Origin of the sequence: Vibrio sp. WZ-1 (assembly GCF_052037695.1) — a bacterium.
Classification (GTDB): Bacteria; Pseudomonadota; Gammaproteobacteria; order Enterobacterales; family Vibrionaceae; genus Vibrio.
This window is the reverse complement of sequence record NZ_JBQEQR010000067.1, coordinates 111965-128615: the sequence shown is the minus strand read 5'-3', so window position 1 is coordinate 128615 and position 16651 is coordinate 111965. Positions and strand designations below refer to the sequence as shown.

Genomic DNA, 16651 nt, shown 5'->3' with positions numbered 1-16651 from the left:
TTTTATTTTTAAATTGTTTTCTAACAGGGATGAGTTATGAACAACGTTAAGGATCTTGCGAGCTTTGGACTTTTCGCAGCGATCTCTGGCTTTAGCTTTGGTGCAATCTTTTTTGGGATTGCGTTTGTTTACTCTGCTATCAACAAACAACAAGATGTGAGTATGTTAGCGCTTGCGTCAATTGTGTTAGGTGTTATTGGCTTGTTTGTTGGCGTAACCCAATCAAACAAGAAGCGCGATTTGATCAAAGCCTAATTCCAGCAGAGCATAAATGCTTCAACACGTTTCTAGTGGAGACCCTTCGGTCGAATCCCTTTCCAGAGATTGCTTTCATGAACTGAGAGCAATCTACTCCCCAAACAAAACCGCAAAACCAACTTCAGGCAAAGATGAATGGGTCACTTACGCCTATTATATTGAAACTAAGGTGGTTGCTTGCATCAAAGTCAAATTAACAAGCAGCGAACTGCAATTATCGGGATTAGCCGTCGAAAGAGCATCTCGTAAACAGGGCATCGCTCGCCGCTTAATTGCGGCTTTGTGTGAGTTATATGATTCGGTGAATTGTTTGAGCGTCTGGTGTGTAGAAGAGACGGGTAATGTTGTTGTTTTTGAAGCACTAGGCTTTGAAGTGCTACAAAGTGAGGAGTCGACGCTATTCTCATTAACCAATGGTACCCCTGCAACGGAAGTTAAGCTGGTTTATTCAATCCGAAACACACTGGGATGAGTTGTAGTCGCATATTCGTGATACATATCATCTAGGTAGATCAGTAACTCATCTTCATCGAGAAAGGGCGGCACGACAAAATCTCTAACAGGGCGTTTTATCGATGTTTCCGAGTCGATATAAAGCGTCCAAACTCCACCTTTGCATTCCGCGAACATGATTCTTCCAAACACATTCACTTTCATCGAACTGGTCATAAAGAAGACTTGTCCTTAAAACGAAATGGCTGTGTGAGCAGTTTATCCAATCTTTGCTCGTCTTTGTCGCGGATCTCTGGAACACCAATCACAACATTATCATGACCTAATTCCGGCTGAGCGCGGTAGGTGCCAAACAAACGATCCCAGATAGACAAGAAAAAACCAAAGTTAGAATGGGTTTCTCGCGCGATGACAGAGTGGTGCACGCGGTGCATGTCTGGCGTCACAATCAACTTACGTAACTTCGCGTCCCAAAGCAGTGGCAGCTTTGCATTGCTATGGTTAAACATCGCGCTAGCATTTAATACGATTTCAAACACTACGATCGCGATAGGAGAGACGCCCAAAGCGAAAACAGCGGTGATTTTTACAATCATTGAGAGAATGATTTCTATCGGGTGGAATCGTGTTCCTGTGGTGACATCGATATCCAGATCGGCGTGATGCATGCGGTGAAGCTTCCACAGCGGTTTAACGCGATGGAATACTAAATGCTGTAGGTAGATGATGAGATCGAGTAATACGACGGCAATCAGCACATGTAACCAAGTTGGTAAGGCGAATGCATTGAGTAGACCCCATTGGTTTTCATAAGCGATGATGGCAGCTTGGAAAGCGGCAATAGGCATGACAATAGCAATGATGACACTATTTAAAGCGACCAGCGTAAGGTTGTTAAACCAGCGAAATGAACGCTCGACCGTAAGCTTCTTTCTCGGCAGCTTGTTTTCCCATAGCGTACAGAGCAACAACACACCAATGAAGATGCTAAGCCTTAGCCAGGAAGGGTCGTTAAATGCAGTTTCAGTCACTCTAATTTCCTTGATTAATTCGCTTAACTCCTAAGACCTTACGACATCAATGTATCTTTCACCGAAAGGGAGGAAGGTGAATTGCGGTCTGTTTGCGAGCATTCCTTGAGACTAACAGACGATGCAAGTAGAATCGCGCTCTACTTTAAAAAGACCCTAACAACTGGCACTTTCTATCCATGAGAATCCACGCTTTCCATCGTTTATACCAGCACCGTCAATCTATCTCAACGAAGCCATTTAATGCTCGTGGTTGTAAAGTGGTTCGTTGTCCATATTGTCAGGTTTCTGAGCAATTTTGTTTGTGCGACATTCAACCGAACATCGAATCCAATATCGCGTGTATGCTGATTGTGTCTGAAAACGAAGTGTTCAAACCAAGCAATACCGGGCGTTTAATTGCTGATACGATTCAAGAGACCTACGTGTATCAATGGAATCGTACAGAACCTTCTGAAGAGATGCTGGCGTTGCTAAAGAACGACGCTTATCAACCTGTGGTTGTCTTTCCTGCAGATTACGTCGATGAGCCTGAGCGTTTGTTAGACGGTTTGAATCCAGAGCGATTGAAGGCAGCCGATGGCTCAGGGAAAAAATGGTTGCTGATTTTCATTGATGGCAGTTGGCGTGAAGCTCGCAAGATCTTCCGCCGTTCAGAGTTTCTTAAATCTTTGCCTGTGCTTTCTATTGAGCCGGAATCACTGTCTGAATACATTATGCGTCGTTCAGATAACGAGCAGCATTTATCTACGGCTGAAGTGGCGACGTTAGTATTCAAACAAGCGGGAGAAGAACAAGCGTCAGAGTGCTTGCAATTGTGGTTTGAAGCATTCCGTGAAACTTACATGCTAACAAAAACTCGCGTGAAAACTGACTGGTCTCGACCGCATCTGAAACGTTTCAAAGAGTGGGCTAAAATCGAGAGCTAACTCTAAGGAATGAACTTTTGTTGATGGCTTGTTGTTCAACTGGCTTTAATGAGGGGATAAATCTGCATTCGGTCACGGTTTGCAGGCGTACAGATATGGATAATGCCTAAAGTTTATATTTTTGACTCCAGCATTTTTTGGGAGTCGTTTGAGCATTTTAGGAGAGAATTGCATGTATTACGGCTTTGATGTCGGTGGCACTAAAATCGAGTTTGGTGCGTTTAACGATAAACTTGAGCGTGTAGCAACAGAACGTGTACCAACACCAACAGACAACTACGATTTGCTGGTAGAAACCATCGCAGGTCTAGTAAACAAATACGATGCTGAATTTGGTTGTGAAGGTACGATTGGTCTTGGTCTTCCTGGTATGGAAGATGCCGATGACGCAACGGTACTAACGGTTAACGTACCTGCGGCGAAAGGTAAACCACTTCGTGCGGATCTAGAAGCAAAAATTGGCCGCAGCGTAAAAATTGAAAACGACGCAAACTGTTTTGCGCTTTCAGAAGCGTGGGATGAGGAACTTAAAGACGAACCATCGGTACTTGGCTTAATCCTTGGTACTGGCTTTGGTGGCGGCTTCATCTACGAAGGTAAGGTGTTCTCTGGTCGTAACCACGTAGCAGGTGAGGTGGGTCATACTCGTCTTCCCCTTGATGCTTGGTTCCACCTAGGTGAAAACGCACCGTTACTAGGTTGTGGTTGTGATAAGAAAGGCTGTCTAGATAGCTACCTATCTGGTCGTGGTTTCGAACTTCTTTACACGCATTACTACGGCGAAGAGAAGAAAGCGATCGACATCATTAAGTCACACGCAGAAGGCGAAGCAAAAGCGGTTGAACACGTTGAGCGCTTTATGGAGCTTCTCGCAATCTGTTTTGCGAACCTATTTACTGCAACTGACCCACATGTAGTTGTGTTGGGTGGTGGTCTATCTAACTTCGAACTGATTTACGAAGAGATGCCAAAACGTATTCCTAAGTACCTACTTTCTGTAGCGAAATGTCCGAAGATCATCAAAGCAAAACATGGTGATTCAGGCGGTGTACGCGGCGCTGCGTTCCTAAATATCAAGTAATCGTCAGAGTTTTCATTAAGAGAAAACATTTAAGACAAAGATTGAAAGCCTCGCTTCCCTTTAAGGTAAGCGAGGCTTTTTATTGCTGTTATGCCGTTGCTATCTTTACCCAGTTTTACGCTTCATTTACGTCTCTTGAACTCGTGATTGATAAGCTGTTTCCATTGCTTCCATGAACAGTAGGAATGAAGATGTTCAACTCGTTAAGATTTCGGTATGGTGTTCTTAGTATCGCTTTAGTTGGTATGGTCTCGCCGACGCTTGCAAAGCCGCCAGCACCTAAGCCCCAAAAACACGTAAAGAAAGTGGTGGTAGTTAAACCTGTTTATCGTCCCGTTTATAAAGCACCTGTTCACCGTGTTTATCATTACAACAAGATCCCAAGAACCGCGACGTACCTAGTGATTGCGGGGATCACTTATGCAGTGGTTGATAATGTCTATTACAAGCGAAGTGGCGATCAGTACATTTACGTTGAGCAACCACCGGTCTCTGTAAAGAGCGAAGTGAATACAGCGAGTAGCACTGTCGTAGCAAATAAGGGAATGGCAGGTAAGATAGTCGATGTGTTGCCAAATGAAGCGACTACGGTGACCGTTAATGGGGCGACTTTCTATGTCCAAGGCAGTGATTGGTATGCGCCAATTGCAGGAACGAACCAGTTTGTGATTGTTGAGCCTCAGTTATAAAGCCTTACCCTTGGATTTCATGCATAAAAAACTCGCGACGAATCGCGAGTTTTTTGCTTTGACCTATTTGGTTAGGCTTATTTGTTCTTTTTACCTACGCCCAAGTTTTCTTTTTGAGCTAGGGTGATTTTGCTAAAGCCTAATTTTCTGAAGTAGTTGTCGCGGTAGTTGCGCACTGCTTTAGTGTCAGATACTGCTTCGATTTGTTGCTCCATCTTTAGGAACTCAGTGATGTCGATACCTTCTGCTTCTGCAACAGCTTCTTGAATGTTGCGGTGTTGCTGGTACGAGAACGTCAGTTCTTTGTCTTGGTCTTTGTAAGTGTAAAGAATGGTGCGAGCCATAGCTGTCTCTCTGAAAAATTTTTCTGTAATCAATAAAAAGGCCAGACATGCTGACCTTTGAATTCTGAATTGGCCTAGATTCTGCCTTGAAGCGGGATAATTGTCACGCTTTCTCCCGCTTTTACTGTATCAACAGCAGGGGAGATTTCGATTAAACAGTTTGCCTCACTCATTGAACGTAAAATACCAGAACCTTGTTTGCCCGTTGTGCGAACCGTTAGGCGACCTGTTTCGTCTAGCTCGTAGATACCGCGGCTAAATTCGGTACGACCTTGGCGAGAGCGTAGATTTTCTGTGGCAATGGCGCTGACTTTAAGTGGCTTCCAGCCTTGTTCGCCTTGCATCTTACGCAGCGCTGGTTCAACAAAATTGATGAATGAAACCATCACAGCCACAGGGTTACCCGGCAGACCAAAGAAAGGCTTATCGTTGATTTGACCGAATGCAAGCGGACGACCAGGACGCATGTTGATACGCCAGAAATCAATTTGCCCCAGTTTATCCAATGCCAGCTTAATGTAATCTGCATCGCCAACGGATACTCCGCCAGAAGTCATCACTACGTCGGCTTGCGCAGAAGCATTTTCGAGCGCTTCAATCATCAACTGCTCGTTGTCTTCTAGAATCCCGAAATCCAAAATTTCGCAGCCAAGTTTCTCTAACATGCCCATGATAGTGAAACGGTTTGAGTCGTAGATTGAATTCGCTTTCTGTTCTGTACCCGGTGCTTGTACTTCGTCACCGGTAGAGAACACAGCAACTTTTAACTTGCGGAACACATTCGTTTCACCAAAGCCAAGAGAAGCAATCATGCCCATTTCAGGAGAGGCTAGGCGAGTACCTGCAGTAAACACATCGCTACCAATTGCTAAGTCTTCACCCGCTTGGCGAACGTTTTGACCAGTTTTGATGCTCGCACCATTGAACGTGACAGTATCGCCATCCTGTTCCGCTTGTTCACGCATAACAACGGTATCACCATTGGTAGGTGTTGGTGCGCCCGTCATGATCTTAACCGCTTGACCAACTTCCAAAGGCTGATCGTAAGCATGACCCGCCATCACTTCAGCAACCACTTGGTAGCTGTCGCGCTCGACATCATCACCGCGAATCGCGTAACCGTCCATCGCTGAGTTGGTGTATTGCGGAACGTTCACTGGTGACACAACATGATCTGCAAGCACACGACCATACGCATCTTCAATATTGCATGCTTCGGTTTCAGCAACCGTGTTCACCAAAGAAAGGATCTTTTCTTGTCCTTGAACGACAGAAAGGAAAGCTGGAGAAAGGGTATCGCAGCAAGCGGCTTCTTTCTCTTTACTCTTTGGTGCTTTCACTTCTTGAACATACTGAATAACGAACTGAGCAATCGCTTCAAGATCGTTGATGTTCATTTGTGGCAATTCAGAATCCAATTCGCCGCTGTCAGAAGCAATGGCGATGATGTTTTCATCGTTTGGATGAAGCCAAGGCTTGCCAACTTCTTCACGATGCAATTCGATCTTAGGGAACGCAATGTTTTTGCAGCCTTCCACTAGAACCACGTCTAGCTTGTCTTCGTCGAAACGCGTTAGTAGGTAATCAAACTCAGATTCCGACTCAGGTGTTTCTGTCATCAGCGCAAAACGGTTACGAGAAGAGATCAGCATCTGCGAAGCCCCCGCTTTACGCAGGCGGTGGCTGTCTTTGCCCGGTTGGTCGACGTCAAAGTTATGGTGTGCGTGTTTTAGCATACCAATGCGTAGACCCGCTTCGGTCAACTTCGGTAACAAGGCTTCAAGTAGCGTAGTTTTGCCTGTACCAGAGTAGGCAGCAAAACCAAGAATAGGGATGTTTAGCGTGTGTTTCATGATTCGAGTTGTCCAAATTGCGCCAGTTCTTCTGGAGTATTTAAGTTGACGAAACAGTTTGGTGAGTCGCTAAAGTCAACGTAACTGGTGTTGCACTCTTTATAGAGTAGGATGATCTTACGATCGCCACGTTCTAAAAACGCAGTCAGTTTTGGCAGTACGCGCTTGTGGTAAAGCGTGAAGACGGGTTGCTGGTGGTCGCCATCATGAGCAACCAAAATATCGGTGTCTTCTTTTACCGCGTGGCAAAAACGCTCAACAAGATCGGTGTTAATTTGTGGGCTGTCACAAGGGACGAAGCCAACCCAATCGGTTTCTGCATGAACCAAGCCCGCGTGGATACCACCCATCGGACCTGGGAAATCTTTGAATTGATCACTGAAGACGAAACCAAACGCGCGATAGGCGTCTTGGTTTCGGTTTGCATTGATTAGAATGCGCGGTGTTTGCGGAGATAAACGTTCGATAACGTGTTCGATGAGTGGTTTCTGATTCAGTTCGATCAGGCCTTTGTCTTTTCCACCCATACGGCTGGCTTGGCCACCAGCTAAAATGACCCAACTAGTTTGTGTTGGCTGAAGCATATGCGTTCTCTTGGGATGTTTCTTTTGGTATGACATACAAGAGTGGAGACTCTACCAAAGTCTTGTCTTTAATCCACCACTGTTTTTTACATAAATCCGTCAACGCGTTCGCTTGGTGGCTAGTCACAACAATACTAGAACCTCGATCAAGCAGATCTTTTGCCATGATGACCAGACGTTCAATCGACTCTTGGTCGAGAGAGGCACTTGGTTCGTCCATCAACAAAATCGATGGTTTTAAGATCCAAGCTCGTGCCATTGCTACGCGTTGTTTTTCGCCACCGGACAATACAGAGATGTGTTCGTCGGCTAAGGTTTCTAACCCTACCATGCGCAGCGCACTAATAACTTGAGCTCGCTTATCTTTTGCCGAGTCTTGTTGATATTTAACTCCATAAACGACGTTCTCATATACAGTGCCGTCAAAAAGGTAAGGAGATTGATGGAGATAAATCACATCAACACGACCACTACGACGCGTCCACTTTTTAAGCCAAGTGTCTTTAGGTGCAACCACTTTGCCCGTGGAAGGCTTTAGCAAGCCAGCTAGGATTTTGAGTAGGGTAGTTTTACCAACACCGTTGTCGCCTTTAAGGTAAATCGCGTCATTTGGACCAATAGCCAATTCAGGAATGTGAAAAAGCACGCGCTCTTTAAAGCGCATGGACAATTGCTCGGCGGTAATTTTTATAGTCATAATACACCCTTATATTGGGATGATGGCGAGTCGATTGCTTGCTTCATGTTCTTAGATAACCTTTGCCTCTCATACTAGATAAGAGAAAGTTGAGCGCTAACGCTAGAGATAATAATACAATTCCTAATGCAACTCCTTGCGCAAAGGCACCTTTACTACTTTCCATAGCAATGGCAGTCGGAATATTGCGGGTCACGCCCATAATATTACCACCAACCATCATCGAGCAGCCTACCTCGGTGACGATTCGTGAGAATCCCGCGATGATAGCCGCCAATAAAGGAAAACGAGTCTCCCAGATCATAGTAGCAGCGATACGGGGTATTGATGCACCTAACGTAATCGCAGTTTCAACCGCGCGACGGTCACTCGATTGAAGCGCACCGTGCATCATAGAAACCAGAACCGGAAAACAGACGACCATTTGTCCTAAGATCATGGCTTTTTGCGTAAATAGCATCTGCCAATCACCCAAAGGGCCAGCTCTTGAAAGCATCATGTACAACAGCAAGCCAATCACTACCGTAGGGACCGCTTGTAGCGTGTTGACGATGGACAACAAGAACCACTTACCACGAAAGTCGGTGTAGGCTAAGACAAAGGACATCAAAATAGACGGCAATACCACCAAAGATATTGCCGTAATAGAAACACTAAAGGAGACCGCAACGATCTCCCATAGGTCTGCATCAAAATTCACCAGTAAGCGCAGGGCTTCTAGTGTTGTATCAGCAAGATTCATATTGCGTTATTTGCTCTCAGCATTCGCAACGAACAATTGTTTACCATTCAGACGGAAGCCATTGATCAGCTCCTGACCGCGTGGGTTCACCAACCAGTCACTGAATGCCTTCGCACCTTGGTAGTTGATGGTTGGGTAACGCTCTGGGTTAACCAAAATCACTTGGTACGGGTTAAACAGTTTTTCGTCGCCTTGGAATAGAATCGCAAGATCCAGTTTGTTTTGGTAAGCCAGCCATGTACCGCGGTCAGTCATGGTGTAGCCTTGCATCTCTGACGCCATATTTAGAGTAGGGCCCATGCCTTGGCCTACGCTGCGGTAGCCACCAAAGTTTGGTTCCATCTTAGTTTGCGCCCAGATGCCCAGTTCTTTTTTGTGTGTACCAGAATCATCGCCACGAGAGATGAAAGTCGCGTCTTTGTTTGCGATCTCTTTGAATACGTCTAGCACTGACGCATCGTCTTTCACCTGTGCTGGGTCAGCTTTAGGGCCAACGATAACGAAGTCGTTGTACATCAGTTTACGTGGAAGGACGCCGTAGCCGTTTTCAACGAATACACCTTCTGCTTTAGGCGCGTGCGTCATGACCAAATCAACGTCACCGTTTTCACCCATCTTCAGTGCTTTACCAGTACCTGCAGCGATGATGTCCACTTTGTAGCCAGTGTCTTTTTCAAATTGAGGAAGTAGGTAGTCCAGTAAGCCAGAGTGGTAAGTACTTGTTGTCGTAGCCAGACGGATATGTTCGCCTTCTTGAGCTGAAAATGCAGAGTAGCTTACAAGAGTGATTGACGTTGCAGCTAGAGTCAGCGCAATTTTTTTCATTTTAGTTGTTTCCTTTCCAATGATTCTTTGGCTTCTTAAGTCTTGGGGTACTAAAGAAGTCGCCAGAGCGTCATAGTGCGCTCATATCTCAAGTCATCTTAGGGTGAGGGAGTGAGGTGCGATGGTTGCGCGTTGATGTCTCCCGCATCCTGAGACCACTTGGACACTCCATATAGCAAACAAGATGCCAACATTTTACAAGCTCAAAATGTTTGATTTATGCGCTAATTCATGGACTTATTTGCATAAAAATTTGCGTTGGTACAAAATGTCGCACTTTTTGTAGGGTATCTCTGTTTAAACTTGGTACACTCTGTCCCATTCGAATCCAACTGGGGTAAATATGTCTACTCAATCCCATATTAGTACAAACCAACAATACAACGCTTTTTCAGTACTGGTCGTTGATGACGAGCTCGGTATGCAAGCCATCCTTAAAAAGGCTCTGGGCAAACTGTTTTCGCAAGTCGATACAGCGGGCAGCATTGAAGAAGCGGAAGAGCTACGTAACTCGCGCCACTACGATTTGATTCTGTTGGATATCAATTTGCCAGGGCGTTCTGGGATTGAATGGGAAGAAGCCTTTGAGGATGACGACAAACGCGCCGATGTTATTTTCATGACCGGTTACGCGGATTTAGAAATCGCGATTCGAGCACTTCAGCTCGGCGCATCGGACTTTATTCTCAAGCCATTTAACCTAGAACAGATGTTGAAAGCGGTCAGTCGTTGTATGGATCGCCGCTTAAACGAGCGCATGCAATACGCGATGAAGCGTGACTATCAGCGTCATCATACCTCAGAGATTATTGGTGGCTCAGAGAAAACGCGTCAACTTAAACAGATGATTGCTCAGTTTGCACCGTCTCGCGCGTCTGTTCTAGTTGAAGGTGAATCGGGCACGGGCAAAGAACTGGTTGCCCGAGGCATTCACCAAGCAAGTGGGCGCACTGGTCCATTTGTCCCACTTAACTGTGGTGCGATAGCGCCGGAGCTTTTAGAGAGTGAACTATTTGGTCACACCTCAGGTGCCTTTACTGGAGCGAAGAAATCTCGTGAAGGTCTATTTCGCGTAGCCAATGGCGGCACATTATTCCTTGATGAAATCGGTGAAATGCCTTTATCCATGCAAGCGTCACTGCTGCGTGTGTTAGAGCAACGCACCATTCGTCCTGTAGGCTCAGAGCGTGAAATCAGTATCGATGTGCGCATTGTTGCAGCGACCAACCGTAACTTACAAGAAGAAGTCAACAAAGGTAATTTCCGAAGCGACCTTTATTACCGTTTAAACGTGTTAAAAATTGAAGTCGCACCTCTGCGTGAGCGTAAAACCGACTTGTTTGAACTGGTGCCGTACTTTAGCAATATGCTGACCAGTGAACTTGGCATGCAAGCACCGAAGTGGGCGCATGAAGATATGGAAGCAATGAGCGAATACGATTGGCCGGGCAACATTCGTGAGCTTAAAAACCTAATTGAGCGCTGTATTTTGTTAGGTAAACCGCCGGCGCATCACTGGCGTGAACTCAATGGCGGTCATGCTCTGCCTAACGTCTCGATTACCGTGTCACATAGTGAAGAGCTTCCGACGTTCAAAGAAGGTAAATCGTTCTCTGGGGAAGGCTATCCAAACTCTTGGACCTTAAAAGAAGTAGAAAAAGCGCATATTCAACAATTGGTTAATTTGCACGAAGGTAATAAGTCAGCAGCGTCTCGAGACTTAGGAGTGGCACGAAAAACGCTAGAGCGCAAATACAAAGAGTGGGATTCCGAGGACGAGGATTATGCCGAGTAATAGTTGGCAGCAACACAAAGGAATGTCGAAATGGACATATCGATTTAAAACTATGGTCCGTTATCGACTGTTGATTTTAACGTCTGCGCCAATCTTCCTAACGCTGATAGCCCTTATTGGTATTACGATCTATTGGTCTATTCACTATACGTGGCAAAACGCACTATTAGATGTGTCTGAGCGTTTGGGCGTTGCGAATAACAGCATTACGCTGCTGCAACAAAAGCAAGCGAATTACGTTAAAGCGTTCTCGGATTCATATGATTTCCGTACACGAGTGAACCAAAATGTCCCACAAGCGCAACTGCAAACTTGGGTGACCGAGCAGAAGAAACGCTACGGGTTGGATTTTTTATCCTTTCAGCGTGTGAACTCGATGGAAAACAAATTCCGCTTTATGGATTTAACCAAGCGTGAATCTTTCTTCGATGTCCTAGATAGAAAAGAGCTGGAGAAGCTTGACCCAGAACTTGCTAAACGCGCTGAAGTACCTATTTTGAAAAATGGCGGCGTAGAAGCTCGTGGCTTAGTGAGTAGAACGGTTATCCCTGTTTATAGCCAGCATAATGACTTACTTGGTTTTTTAGATGGGGGACTGCTGCTTAATAACAGTACGGTGCTGGTCGATCAAATTCGTGATCTTATCTATTTGAACGATAACGACAGGCTACGTCCGGTGGGAACTCTGACGGTATTTTTGGATGATCTTCGTGTTAGTACCAATGTTCCTTTAGATAGTGACCAACGTTTAGGGCGTGCAATCGGCACACGAGTCAGTTCAGAGGTGTACAACAAGGTTCTAGATGAAGGTGAGCAGTGGGTAGATAGAGCCTTTGTTTACGATGCTTGGTACATTACGGCATATCAACCTATCAAAGACCAGTACGATAACGTCATTGGCATGCTTTACACTGGTTATCTGATGTGGCCGTTTGTTAAGGCATACATGACCAACATTGTCGAAATCAGCGTCATTACTTTGGTGCTTTTATTGGCTTCTGGTGTGATGGTGTATCGTGGTTCACGGGATTTGTTTCGTCCAATAGAACGTATTTACAAGGTCGTGAAGTTGGTCCAACTAGGTAAAGAACAACGTATTGGTCCATTAGGTTTAGATGAACATCATGAGTTGGCACAGTTGGCTCGGCAGTTCGATAATATGTTGGACGCGCTAGAAGAACAAAAGCTAGAACTGAAAAGCTCAGCAGCACAATTAGAGTGTAAAGTCCAAGAGCGAACCGCCAGCTTAAAAGATAAAACTGAAGAGTTGGAGCTGCACATTCAACTACTGAATCAAACCCGAGATAAACTGGTTGTAAATGAAAAGCTCGCCGCACTTGGTGAGCTAACCGCGGGTATCGCTCATGAGATCAATAACCCGACGGCAGTAATCCTTGGTAACGTTGAATTGATCCAGTTTGAACTGGGAGAAGATACCAGTAGAGTTCAAGAAGAGATTGATGCGATTCATGTACAAATTGACCGTGTCCGAAACATCACACGTAGTCTGTTGCAATACAGTCGCCAGGGTGGTGTACAAGATGAGATCACATGGCAGCATGTTAATCCAATTATCGACGAGAGCATAACGCTGGTTAAAACTGGTTCCAAAAAGCGCGATATTGAGTTCGTTACCAATTTACAAGCACATACCTCCGTGGAGGTTAATCGTCACCACTTACTGCAAATTTTGGTTAACTTACAGATGAATGGCATTCATGCGATGGACGGTATAGGCAAATTGACCGTCGAGAGTGAAGACTGGATTGAAGACGGTAAACTAAAAGGCGCAGTGATTCATGTGACCGATGAAGGATGTGGTATTAAACCAGAAAACCTGAGTCGAATTTTCTCCCCGTTCTATACCACCAAGCGTGATGGTACTGGTTTGGGACTGTCGGTTTCGCAAAGTATTCTTAGCCAAACAGGCGGCGAGCTAAAAGCCAAGTCGGAATGGGGCAAAGGCAGTACGTTCAGTATCTATTTACCGAAGAAAGCTGAGCTGTTGCTTGATGTGATGAATATCGCGTAGGTCATCGTCGGTACTGGGTATTCGAATACGTTGTGCCAATCAAAGAAAAGGGTCAGTGATTACACTGACCCTTTTTAGTATCTGTTTCTTTTTAATTGTTACAGACCCTAGCTAGCCCGTATGCACTGCAATCTTCGGTGGATTGATGCCGTGCTTCTTAAACTCTTTCATGACGCGCAGGGTAATGTCGGTTTCAAACAGTTTCTCATACGCGGTATCAACGACATAAGCCTTACACGTTAGCTGTATGGCCAAGTAGTTATCGGTAATGGTCTGTTTTACGAGAACCGTTACTGGTTTCGGTAGGTGGATGTAACGGCTCGAAGACGCGGCTTCCTGAATCAGATCACGTGCGAGCGTAATGTCTTCATTCATGCCGACGTAGAAGGGAATGACCACCTGCATATCGAGCGCACCATAGTTACCGCTGACCACTACTTCACTCAAAAACTTGTTGTTTGGAATGGTAATAATATCATCGGTCAACGTTCGCATTCGTACAGAGCGCAAACCAATTGCAATAACATCACCATAGTTACCTTCAAATGTGACGCGGTCACCAACTTGGAACGGTCTATCCACCATAACCGTCATACCCGCGATGAAGGATGCGGCTAGGTCTTTCAAGGCGAAACCAACCGAAACCGCTAACGTACCACCAATCAAAGCAAGGATTTGATCGTTAATACGGAAGCTCATCATAAACACGACAGAGCCAGCGGTTAAGTAGATAAAGAACTGCAAGAAAGATTGAAGCTTTTGCAGCACCATGCGGTATTGCACGAACTGGCTACCAATGCTTTCTACCATTGAGCTCATGAACTTGAGCAGAAGCCAAGTACAGGCGATAACAATGATTGAGAAGAACACACCACTCCAGCGAATCAAACTGGCAATTTGTGAAATATTATCCACACTTGCGATTTCTTCAGTCGCCAATACAGAAGTACTTAATAGAGAAAGAGCCAATAAGGTGAGTAGTTTTTTCATCATTATTTCACCAATAAATGTTGACGGTCGAGAACGTTAGTAATGTGGCGGAACCAGTGATCCGACACGCGCGCTTTGTCTTCGCTCCATTCAATAAAGCCTCGGCTCTGGAAGTAACGTAGCGTACCAATCACTTCAGCAATACTTAGCTGGGTACACTCAGACAACTCATCTGGCGATGCCACCTCAAGCTGAACAATCGAGCGCAATACAGCCAGCATCGGCTTCGGCATTTTTTCCAGTTCTTGTGACTCGGGCGCATGGAACAAACGCACAACCACTTGCTGGGTCTCTTTGTTCTGGCGAAGCGACAGACGGAAGAAGCGCAAACCTACCGTCGGGTTGCCATCAGAATAGTGCCAAAGAATGCGGTAGAAACCTTGCTTCGCCCGTTCTTCTTCCGTGATATCTTCTTGATCCCATTGTTTAGGTACGACAAGACCATCAAACGTCACAGGGTTCTCAATCTGTTGGTTAATCCGGGTGTCAAACAGCGCAGACAGCTGTTTCTCACTCCAACGCGGCATAAACGCCACCCAGTCAAACAACAGACGTTCGCCACGTGCACGGTCTACGAAACGCCAGCTCGCTTTTTCAATTGCCATCACAACACGGTGATTCTTCTTAGAGCGACGAAGTAGGTTAGTAAGCTTAATCAAACCATTCAAGCCGCCCACCATTGGTTTCACTAGCCGCTGTGCATTATCGACGGCAATAAGATAAGGGGTATCACTTTTACGCAGTAGAGAAAGTACTTGAATCTCAGATGCGTCCTCTTCTAAACCGAGTTGTAAGGCTAACTCTTTAAGCAGCTCACCGTAACCAGCGTAAGGGCAGTTTAGGTAAAGCGGTTCGGCATTTTTAACTTTGCTCAGTATTGTGCGAAGTAAAGTTGTCGTACCAACGCCACGCTCACCAGAGATTACACACACGGCAGGGCTGTCGGTCAGCAAGTATTTAGACAACTGCTTGATCTCGTCAGAAGCGTAATCCACTAATTCACTGTCTTCGCTGCCCGGCAAGATGTACTCAAACGCTTGATCACCTTTTACGCGTACGAGGTTGGTGTCTGAGCCATTGCTTCCTGTTTGTTTGGCAACTTCGATACGGAACAAATACGCCAATGCTTGGCTAAACATGGTGTAGTTTGAAAGCATTGCCACAATACGGTGCTTAAAACTGTGAAGCATAATCCACGAAGCAGCGATGGCTGTGCCGACAATACTCAGTAATAGGGCATCTTTGCGACGAATTGCCCAGTTCACCCACACCGGTCTTTCAGAAAGTTTTTCCGCGACCTCAAACACTTTATTACGCCATAAACGCAATACTGACAGCGTCACCAGCACAAACCAGAAGAACAGTGCACTGTAGATCCAAGAGTAAATGGTGCCTTTACCTAGCGTTCGCATAGAGATTTGTAGAATCACACCGGCCACGATCGCGCTCCATACGTAGCGACGAATGGTCGAAAGGCGCAGGGCAATCACTTCTTGGTTGGTGCTGCGACTGTTACGGTAGGCAAACTCTAATATAAAGCTGATTGCAATAGAGCCACCTAGCACCCACCAAGTGAAGATCTCGAGAATGATCAAATGCTGCAAACTTGGAATTTCGGACAAAACACGCAAAGAAAGCGTAATTGCAATCAACCAAGCAATTGCACGATGCGCACGGCTGATGTACCAAATCAAACGAACCCAAATCGGCGGTTTCGCAACATTGTCCAGTTGCGTCTCGCGGAATAGGGTAATAATGCGCTTGCTGTTGGTTAACCACCAAACTAAACCAAAGTAAATGAAGAGAACTTTAAGTCCTGCCCAAAGTACGGGAATTGGTGAAATCAGAATCTCTTTAATCAGAGACTGAAACGAGCGGATTTGGAAGAACAACAAGTATTCTGCATTCAACTGTGTCTGACGCCACTCTTGCTTGAACTGAGTTACACCGTACGGGCCAAAGCCTGTTAGTTTGTCGTGTGTAATAGGATCAGTCAGTTCTAACAAACGTTCTTTGCTTTGACCAAGACTGTTGAGTGTTAGATGGCTTGATTGAGTTTCAAACCACTCTTTATCCTCACCAGACTCTCGATACGTCTTTAAATGCTGATCAAAGATAAGGGTTTGCTTGCGCTGTTCAGTCATCACAGCATTCAGCAGTTGATTGACCTTGCGTTTGTCTTGGTCAGACATGAACAATGGTTCAGGAAGCTTACTTATCTCCTGAGTGATCTCTTGTGCCACTGGTAATATTTGAGGCTCAGGTTGAAATTCGTACTCCCAATCAGCTTGTGCTGGTAACGAAAGTACGAGACCGACTAGCATTAATATGCGCGCCATGAAATGCAT

17 protein-coding genes are annotated in these 16651 nt (G+C 45.5%); 7 read left to right on the top strand and 10 right to left on the bottom strand.

Going from position 1 to position 16651, the window contains the following annotated elements:
* Positions 1 to 36: 36 nt before the first annotated feature.
* Entirely contained in the window at positions 37 to 255 is a 219-nt protein-coding gene (locus tag ACTS60_RS09570; RefSeq protein ID WP_038884798.1) for a hypothetical protein, read from the top strand.
* Between the two features lie 16 nt (positions 256 to 271).
* On the top strand, positions 272 to 730 hold the full coding sequence (locus ACTS60_RS09565) for a GNAT family N-acetyltransferase (RefSeq protein WP_440888039.1): 459 nt from the start codon (positions 272 to 274) through the stop codon (positions 728 to 730).
* Here ACTS60_RS09565 and ACTS60_RS09560 read toward each other — a convergent pair.
* Both ACTS60_RS09560 and ACTS60_RS09555 read right to left on the bottom strand, forming a co-directional pair.
* Positions 703 to 888: a DUF7661 family protein gene (locus ACTS60_RS09560; RefSeq protein WP_440888087.1), complete on the bottom strand. Its 186-nt coding sequence runs from the start codon at positions 886 to 888 to the stop codon at positions 703 to 705. The genes ACTS60_RS09565 and ACTS60_RS09560 overlap by 28 nt on opposite strands.
* 35 nt (positions 889 to 923) lie before the next feature.
* Positions 924 to 1742 carry a sterol desaturase family protein gene (locus ACTS60_RS09555; RefSeq protein ID WP_440888038.1) on the bottom strand — a complete coding sequence of 273 codons (819 nt, stop codon included), beginning with the start codon at positions 1740 to 1742 and terminating at the stop codon, positions 924 to 926.
* Between the two features lie 179 nt (positions 1743 to 1921).
* Here ACTS60_RS09555 and ACTS60_RS09550 point away from each other — a divergent pair, with 179 nt between their 5' ends.
* The 3 genes from ACTS60_RS09550 (at position 1922) to ACTS60_RS09540 (ending at position 4441) form a co-directional block, all read left to right on the top strand.
* Positions 1922 to 2671 carry a tRNA-uridine aminocarboxypropyltransferase gene (locus ACTS60_RS09550; protein ID WP_440888037.1) on the top strand — a complete coding sequence of 250 codons (750 nt, stop codon included), beginning with the start codon at positions 1922 to 1924 and terminating at the stop codon, positions 2669 to 2671.
* Between the two features lie 172 nt (positions 2672 to 2843).
* Entirely contained in the window at positions 2844 to 3752 is a 909-nt protein-coding gene (gene nagK, locus ACTS60_RS09545) for an N-acetylglucosamine kinase (protein ID WP_010448284.1), read from the top strand.
* A gap of 191 nt (positions 3753 to 3943) precedes the next feature.
* Positions 3944 to 4441: a hypothetical protein gene (locus ACTS60_RS09540; RefSeq protein WP_138954070.1), complete on the top strand. Its 498-nt coding sequence runs from the start codon at positions 3944 to 3946 to the stop codon at positions 4439 to 4441.
* Between the two features lie 77 nt (positions 4442 to 4518).
* Here the strand turns inward: ACTS60_RS09540 and ACTS60_RS09535 are convergent, their stop codons facing one another.
* From ACTS60_RS09535 to ACTS60_RS09510, 6 genes are all read right to left on the bottom strand, one after another.
* Positions 4519 to 4785, bottom strand: a complete 267-nt coding sequence (locus ACTS60_RS09535) for a DUF2960 domain-containing protein (protein WP_005377584.1) — start codon at positions 4783 to 4785, stop codon at positions 4519 to 4521.
* Between the two features lie 74 nt (positions 4786 to 4859).
* Positions 4860 to 6638 (bottom strand): bifunctional molybdopterin-guanine dinucleotide biosynthesis adaptor protein MobB/molybdopterin molybdotransferase MoeA, encoded by a 1779-nt coding sequence (locus ACTS60_RS09530; protein WP_440888036.1) that lies wholly within the window; start codon positions 6636 to 6638, stop codon positions 4860 to 4862.
* The gene (mobA, locus tag ACTS60_RS09525; protein ID WP_047479398.1) at positions 6635 to 7222 is read right to left on the bottom strand and encodes a molybdenum cofactor guanylyltransferase MobA; all 588 of its coding nucleotides are present in this window, start codon (positions 7220 to 7222) and stop codon (positions 6635 to 6637) included. The genes ACTS60_RS09530 and mobA overlap by 4 nt, the downstream gene beginning before the upstream one ends.
* Positions 7200 to 7919 carry an energy-coupling factor ABC transporter ATP-binding protein gene (locus tag ACTS60_RS09520; RefSeq protein ID WP_010448265.1) on the bottom strand — a complete coding sequence of 240 codons (720 nt, stop codon included), beginning with the start codon at positions 7917 to 7919 and terminating at the stop codon, positions 7200 to 7202. The genes mobA and ACTS60_RS09520 overlap by 23 nt, the downstream gene beginning before the upstream one ends.
* A 43-nt stretch (positions 7920 to 7962) precedes the next feature.
* Positions 7963 to 8661 carry an ABC transporter permease gene (locus ACTS60_RS09515; protein ID WP_038896930.1) on the bottom strand — a complete coding sequence of 233 codons (699 nt, stop codon included), beginning with the start codon at positions 8659 to 8661 and terminating at the stop codon, positions 7963 to 7965.
* Positions 8662 to 8667: 6 nt separating this feature from the next.
* Positions 8668 to 9486 carry a substrate-binding domain-containing protein gene (locus ACTS60_RS09510; protein WP_010448262.1) on the bottom strand — a complete coding sequence of 273 codons (819 nt, stop codon included), beginning with the start codon at positions 9484 to 9486 and terminating at the stop codon, positions 8668 to 8670.
* A 343-nt stretch (positions 9487 to 9829) separates the two neighbouring features.
* On the opposite strand from ACTS60_RS09510, the gene ACTS60_RS09505 reads away from it, so the two are divergent.
* Both ACTS60_RS09505 and ACTS60_RS09500 read left to right on the top strand, forming a co-directional pair.
* A complete protein-coding gene (locus tag ACTS60_RS09505) occupies positions 9830 to 11281 on the top strand; it encodes a sigma-54-dependent transcriptional regulator (protein WP_088880806.1) in 1452 nt (483 codons plus the stop codon).
* Positions 11271 to 13313: a sensor histidine kinase gene (locus tag ACTS60_RS09500; RefSeq protein ID WP_440888035.1), complete on the top strand. Its 2043-nt coding sequence runs from the start codon at positions 11271 to 11273 to the stop codon at positions 13311 to 13313. Before ACTS60_RS09505 ends, ACTS60_RS09500 begins: the two co-directional genes overlap by 11 nt.
* Before the next feature lie 111 nt (positions 13314 to 13424).
* On the opposite strand, the gene ACTS60_RS09495 is transcribed toward ACTS60_RS09500, so the two are convergent.
* Both ACTS60_RS09495 and ACTS60_RS09490 read right to left on the bottom strand, forming a co-directional pair.
* On the bottom strand, positions 13425 to 14303 hold the full coding sequence (locus ACTS60_RS09495; protein ID WP_440888086.1) for a mechanosensitive ion channel family protein: 879 nt from the start codon (positions 14301 to 14303) through the stop codon (positions 13425 to 13427).
* Between the two features lie 2 nt (positions 14304 to 14305).
* A complete protein-coding gene (locus ACTS60_RS09490) occupies positions 14306 to 16651 on the bottom strand; it encodes an AAA family ATPase (RefSeq protein ID WP_440888034.1) in 2346 nt (781 codons plus the stop codon).

Coding starts and splice junctions, on each gene's coding strand:
- ACTS60_RS09570 (WP_038884798.1), top strand. CDS start 37: ATGAACAACGTTAAGGATCTTGCGAGCTTTGGACTTTTCGCAGCGATC.
- ACTS60_RS09565 (WP_440888039.1), top strand. CDS start 272: ATGCTTCAACACGTTTCTAGTGGAGACCCTTCGGTCGAATCCCTTTCC.
- ACTS60_RS09560 (WP_440888087.1), bottom strand. CDS start 888: ATGTTCGCGGAATGCAAAGGTGGAGTTTGGACGCTTTATATCGACTCG.
- ACTS60_RS09550 (WP_440888037.1), top strand. CDS start 1,922: ATGAGAATCCACGCTTTCCATCGTTTATACCAGCACCGTCAATCTATC.
- nagK (WP_010448284.1), top strand. CDS start 2,844: ATGTATTACGGCTTTGATGTCGGTGGCACTAAAATCGAGTTTGGTGCG.
- ACTS60_RS09540 (WP_138954070.1), top strand. CDS start 3,944: ATGTTCAACTCGTTAAGATTTCGGTATGGTGTTCTTAGTATCGCTTTA.
- ACTS60_RS09535 (WP_005377584.1), bottom strand. CDS start 4,785: ATGGCTCGCACCATTCTTTACACTTACAAAGACCAAGACAAAGAACTG.
- ACTS60_RS09530 (WP_440888036.1), bottom strand. CDS start 6,638: ATGAAACACACGCTAAACATCCCTATTCTTGGTTTTGCTGCCTACTCT.
- mobA (WP_047479398.1), bottom strand. CDS start 7,222: ATGCTTCAGCCAACACAAACTAGTTGGGTCATTTTAGCTGGTGGCCAA.
- ACTS60_RS09520 (WP_010448265.1), bottom strand. CDS start 7,919: ATGACTATAAAAATTACCGCCGAGCAATTGTCCATGCGCTTTAAAGAG.
- ACTS60_RS09515 (WP_038896930.1), bottom strand. CDS start 8,661: ATGAATCTTGCTGATACAACACTAGAAGCCCTGCGCTTACTGGTGAAT.
- ACTS60_RS09510 (WP_010448262.1), bottom strand. CDS start 9,486: ATGAAAAAAATTGCGCTGACTCTAGCTGCAACGTCAATCACTCTTGTA.
- ACTS60_RS09505 (WP_088880806.1), top strand. CDS start 9,830: ATGTCTACTCAATCCCATATTAGTACAAACCAACAATACAACGCTTTT.
- ACTS60_RS09500 (WP_440888035.1), top strand. CDS start 11,271: ATGCCGAGTAATAGTTGGCAGCAACACAAAGGAATGTCGAAATGGACA.
- ACTS60_RS09495 (WP_440888086.1), bottom strand. CDS start 14,303: ATGAAAAAACTACTCACCTTATTGGCTCTTTCTCTATTAAGTACTTCT.
- ACTS60_RS09490 (WP_440888034.1), bottom strand. CDS start 16,651: ATGCATTTCATGGCGCGCATATTAATGCTAGTCGGTCTCGTACTTTCG.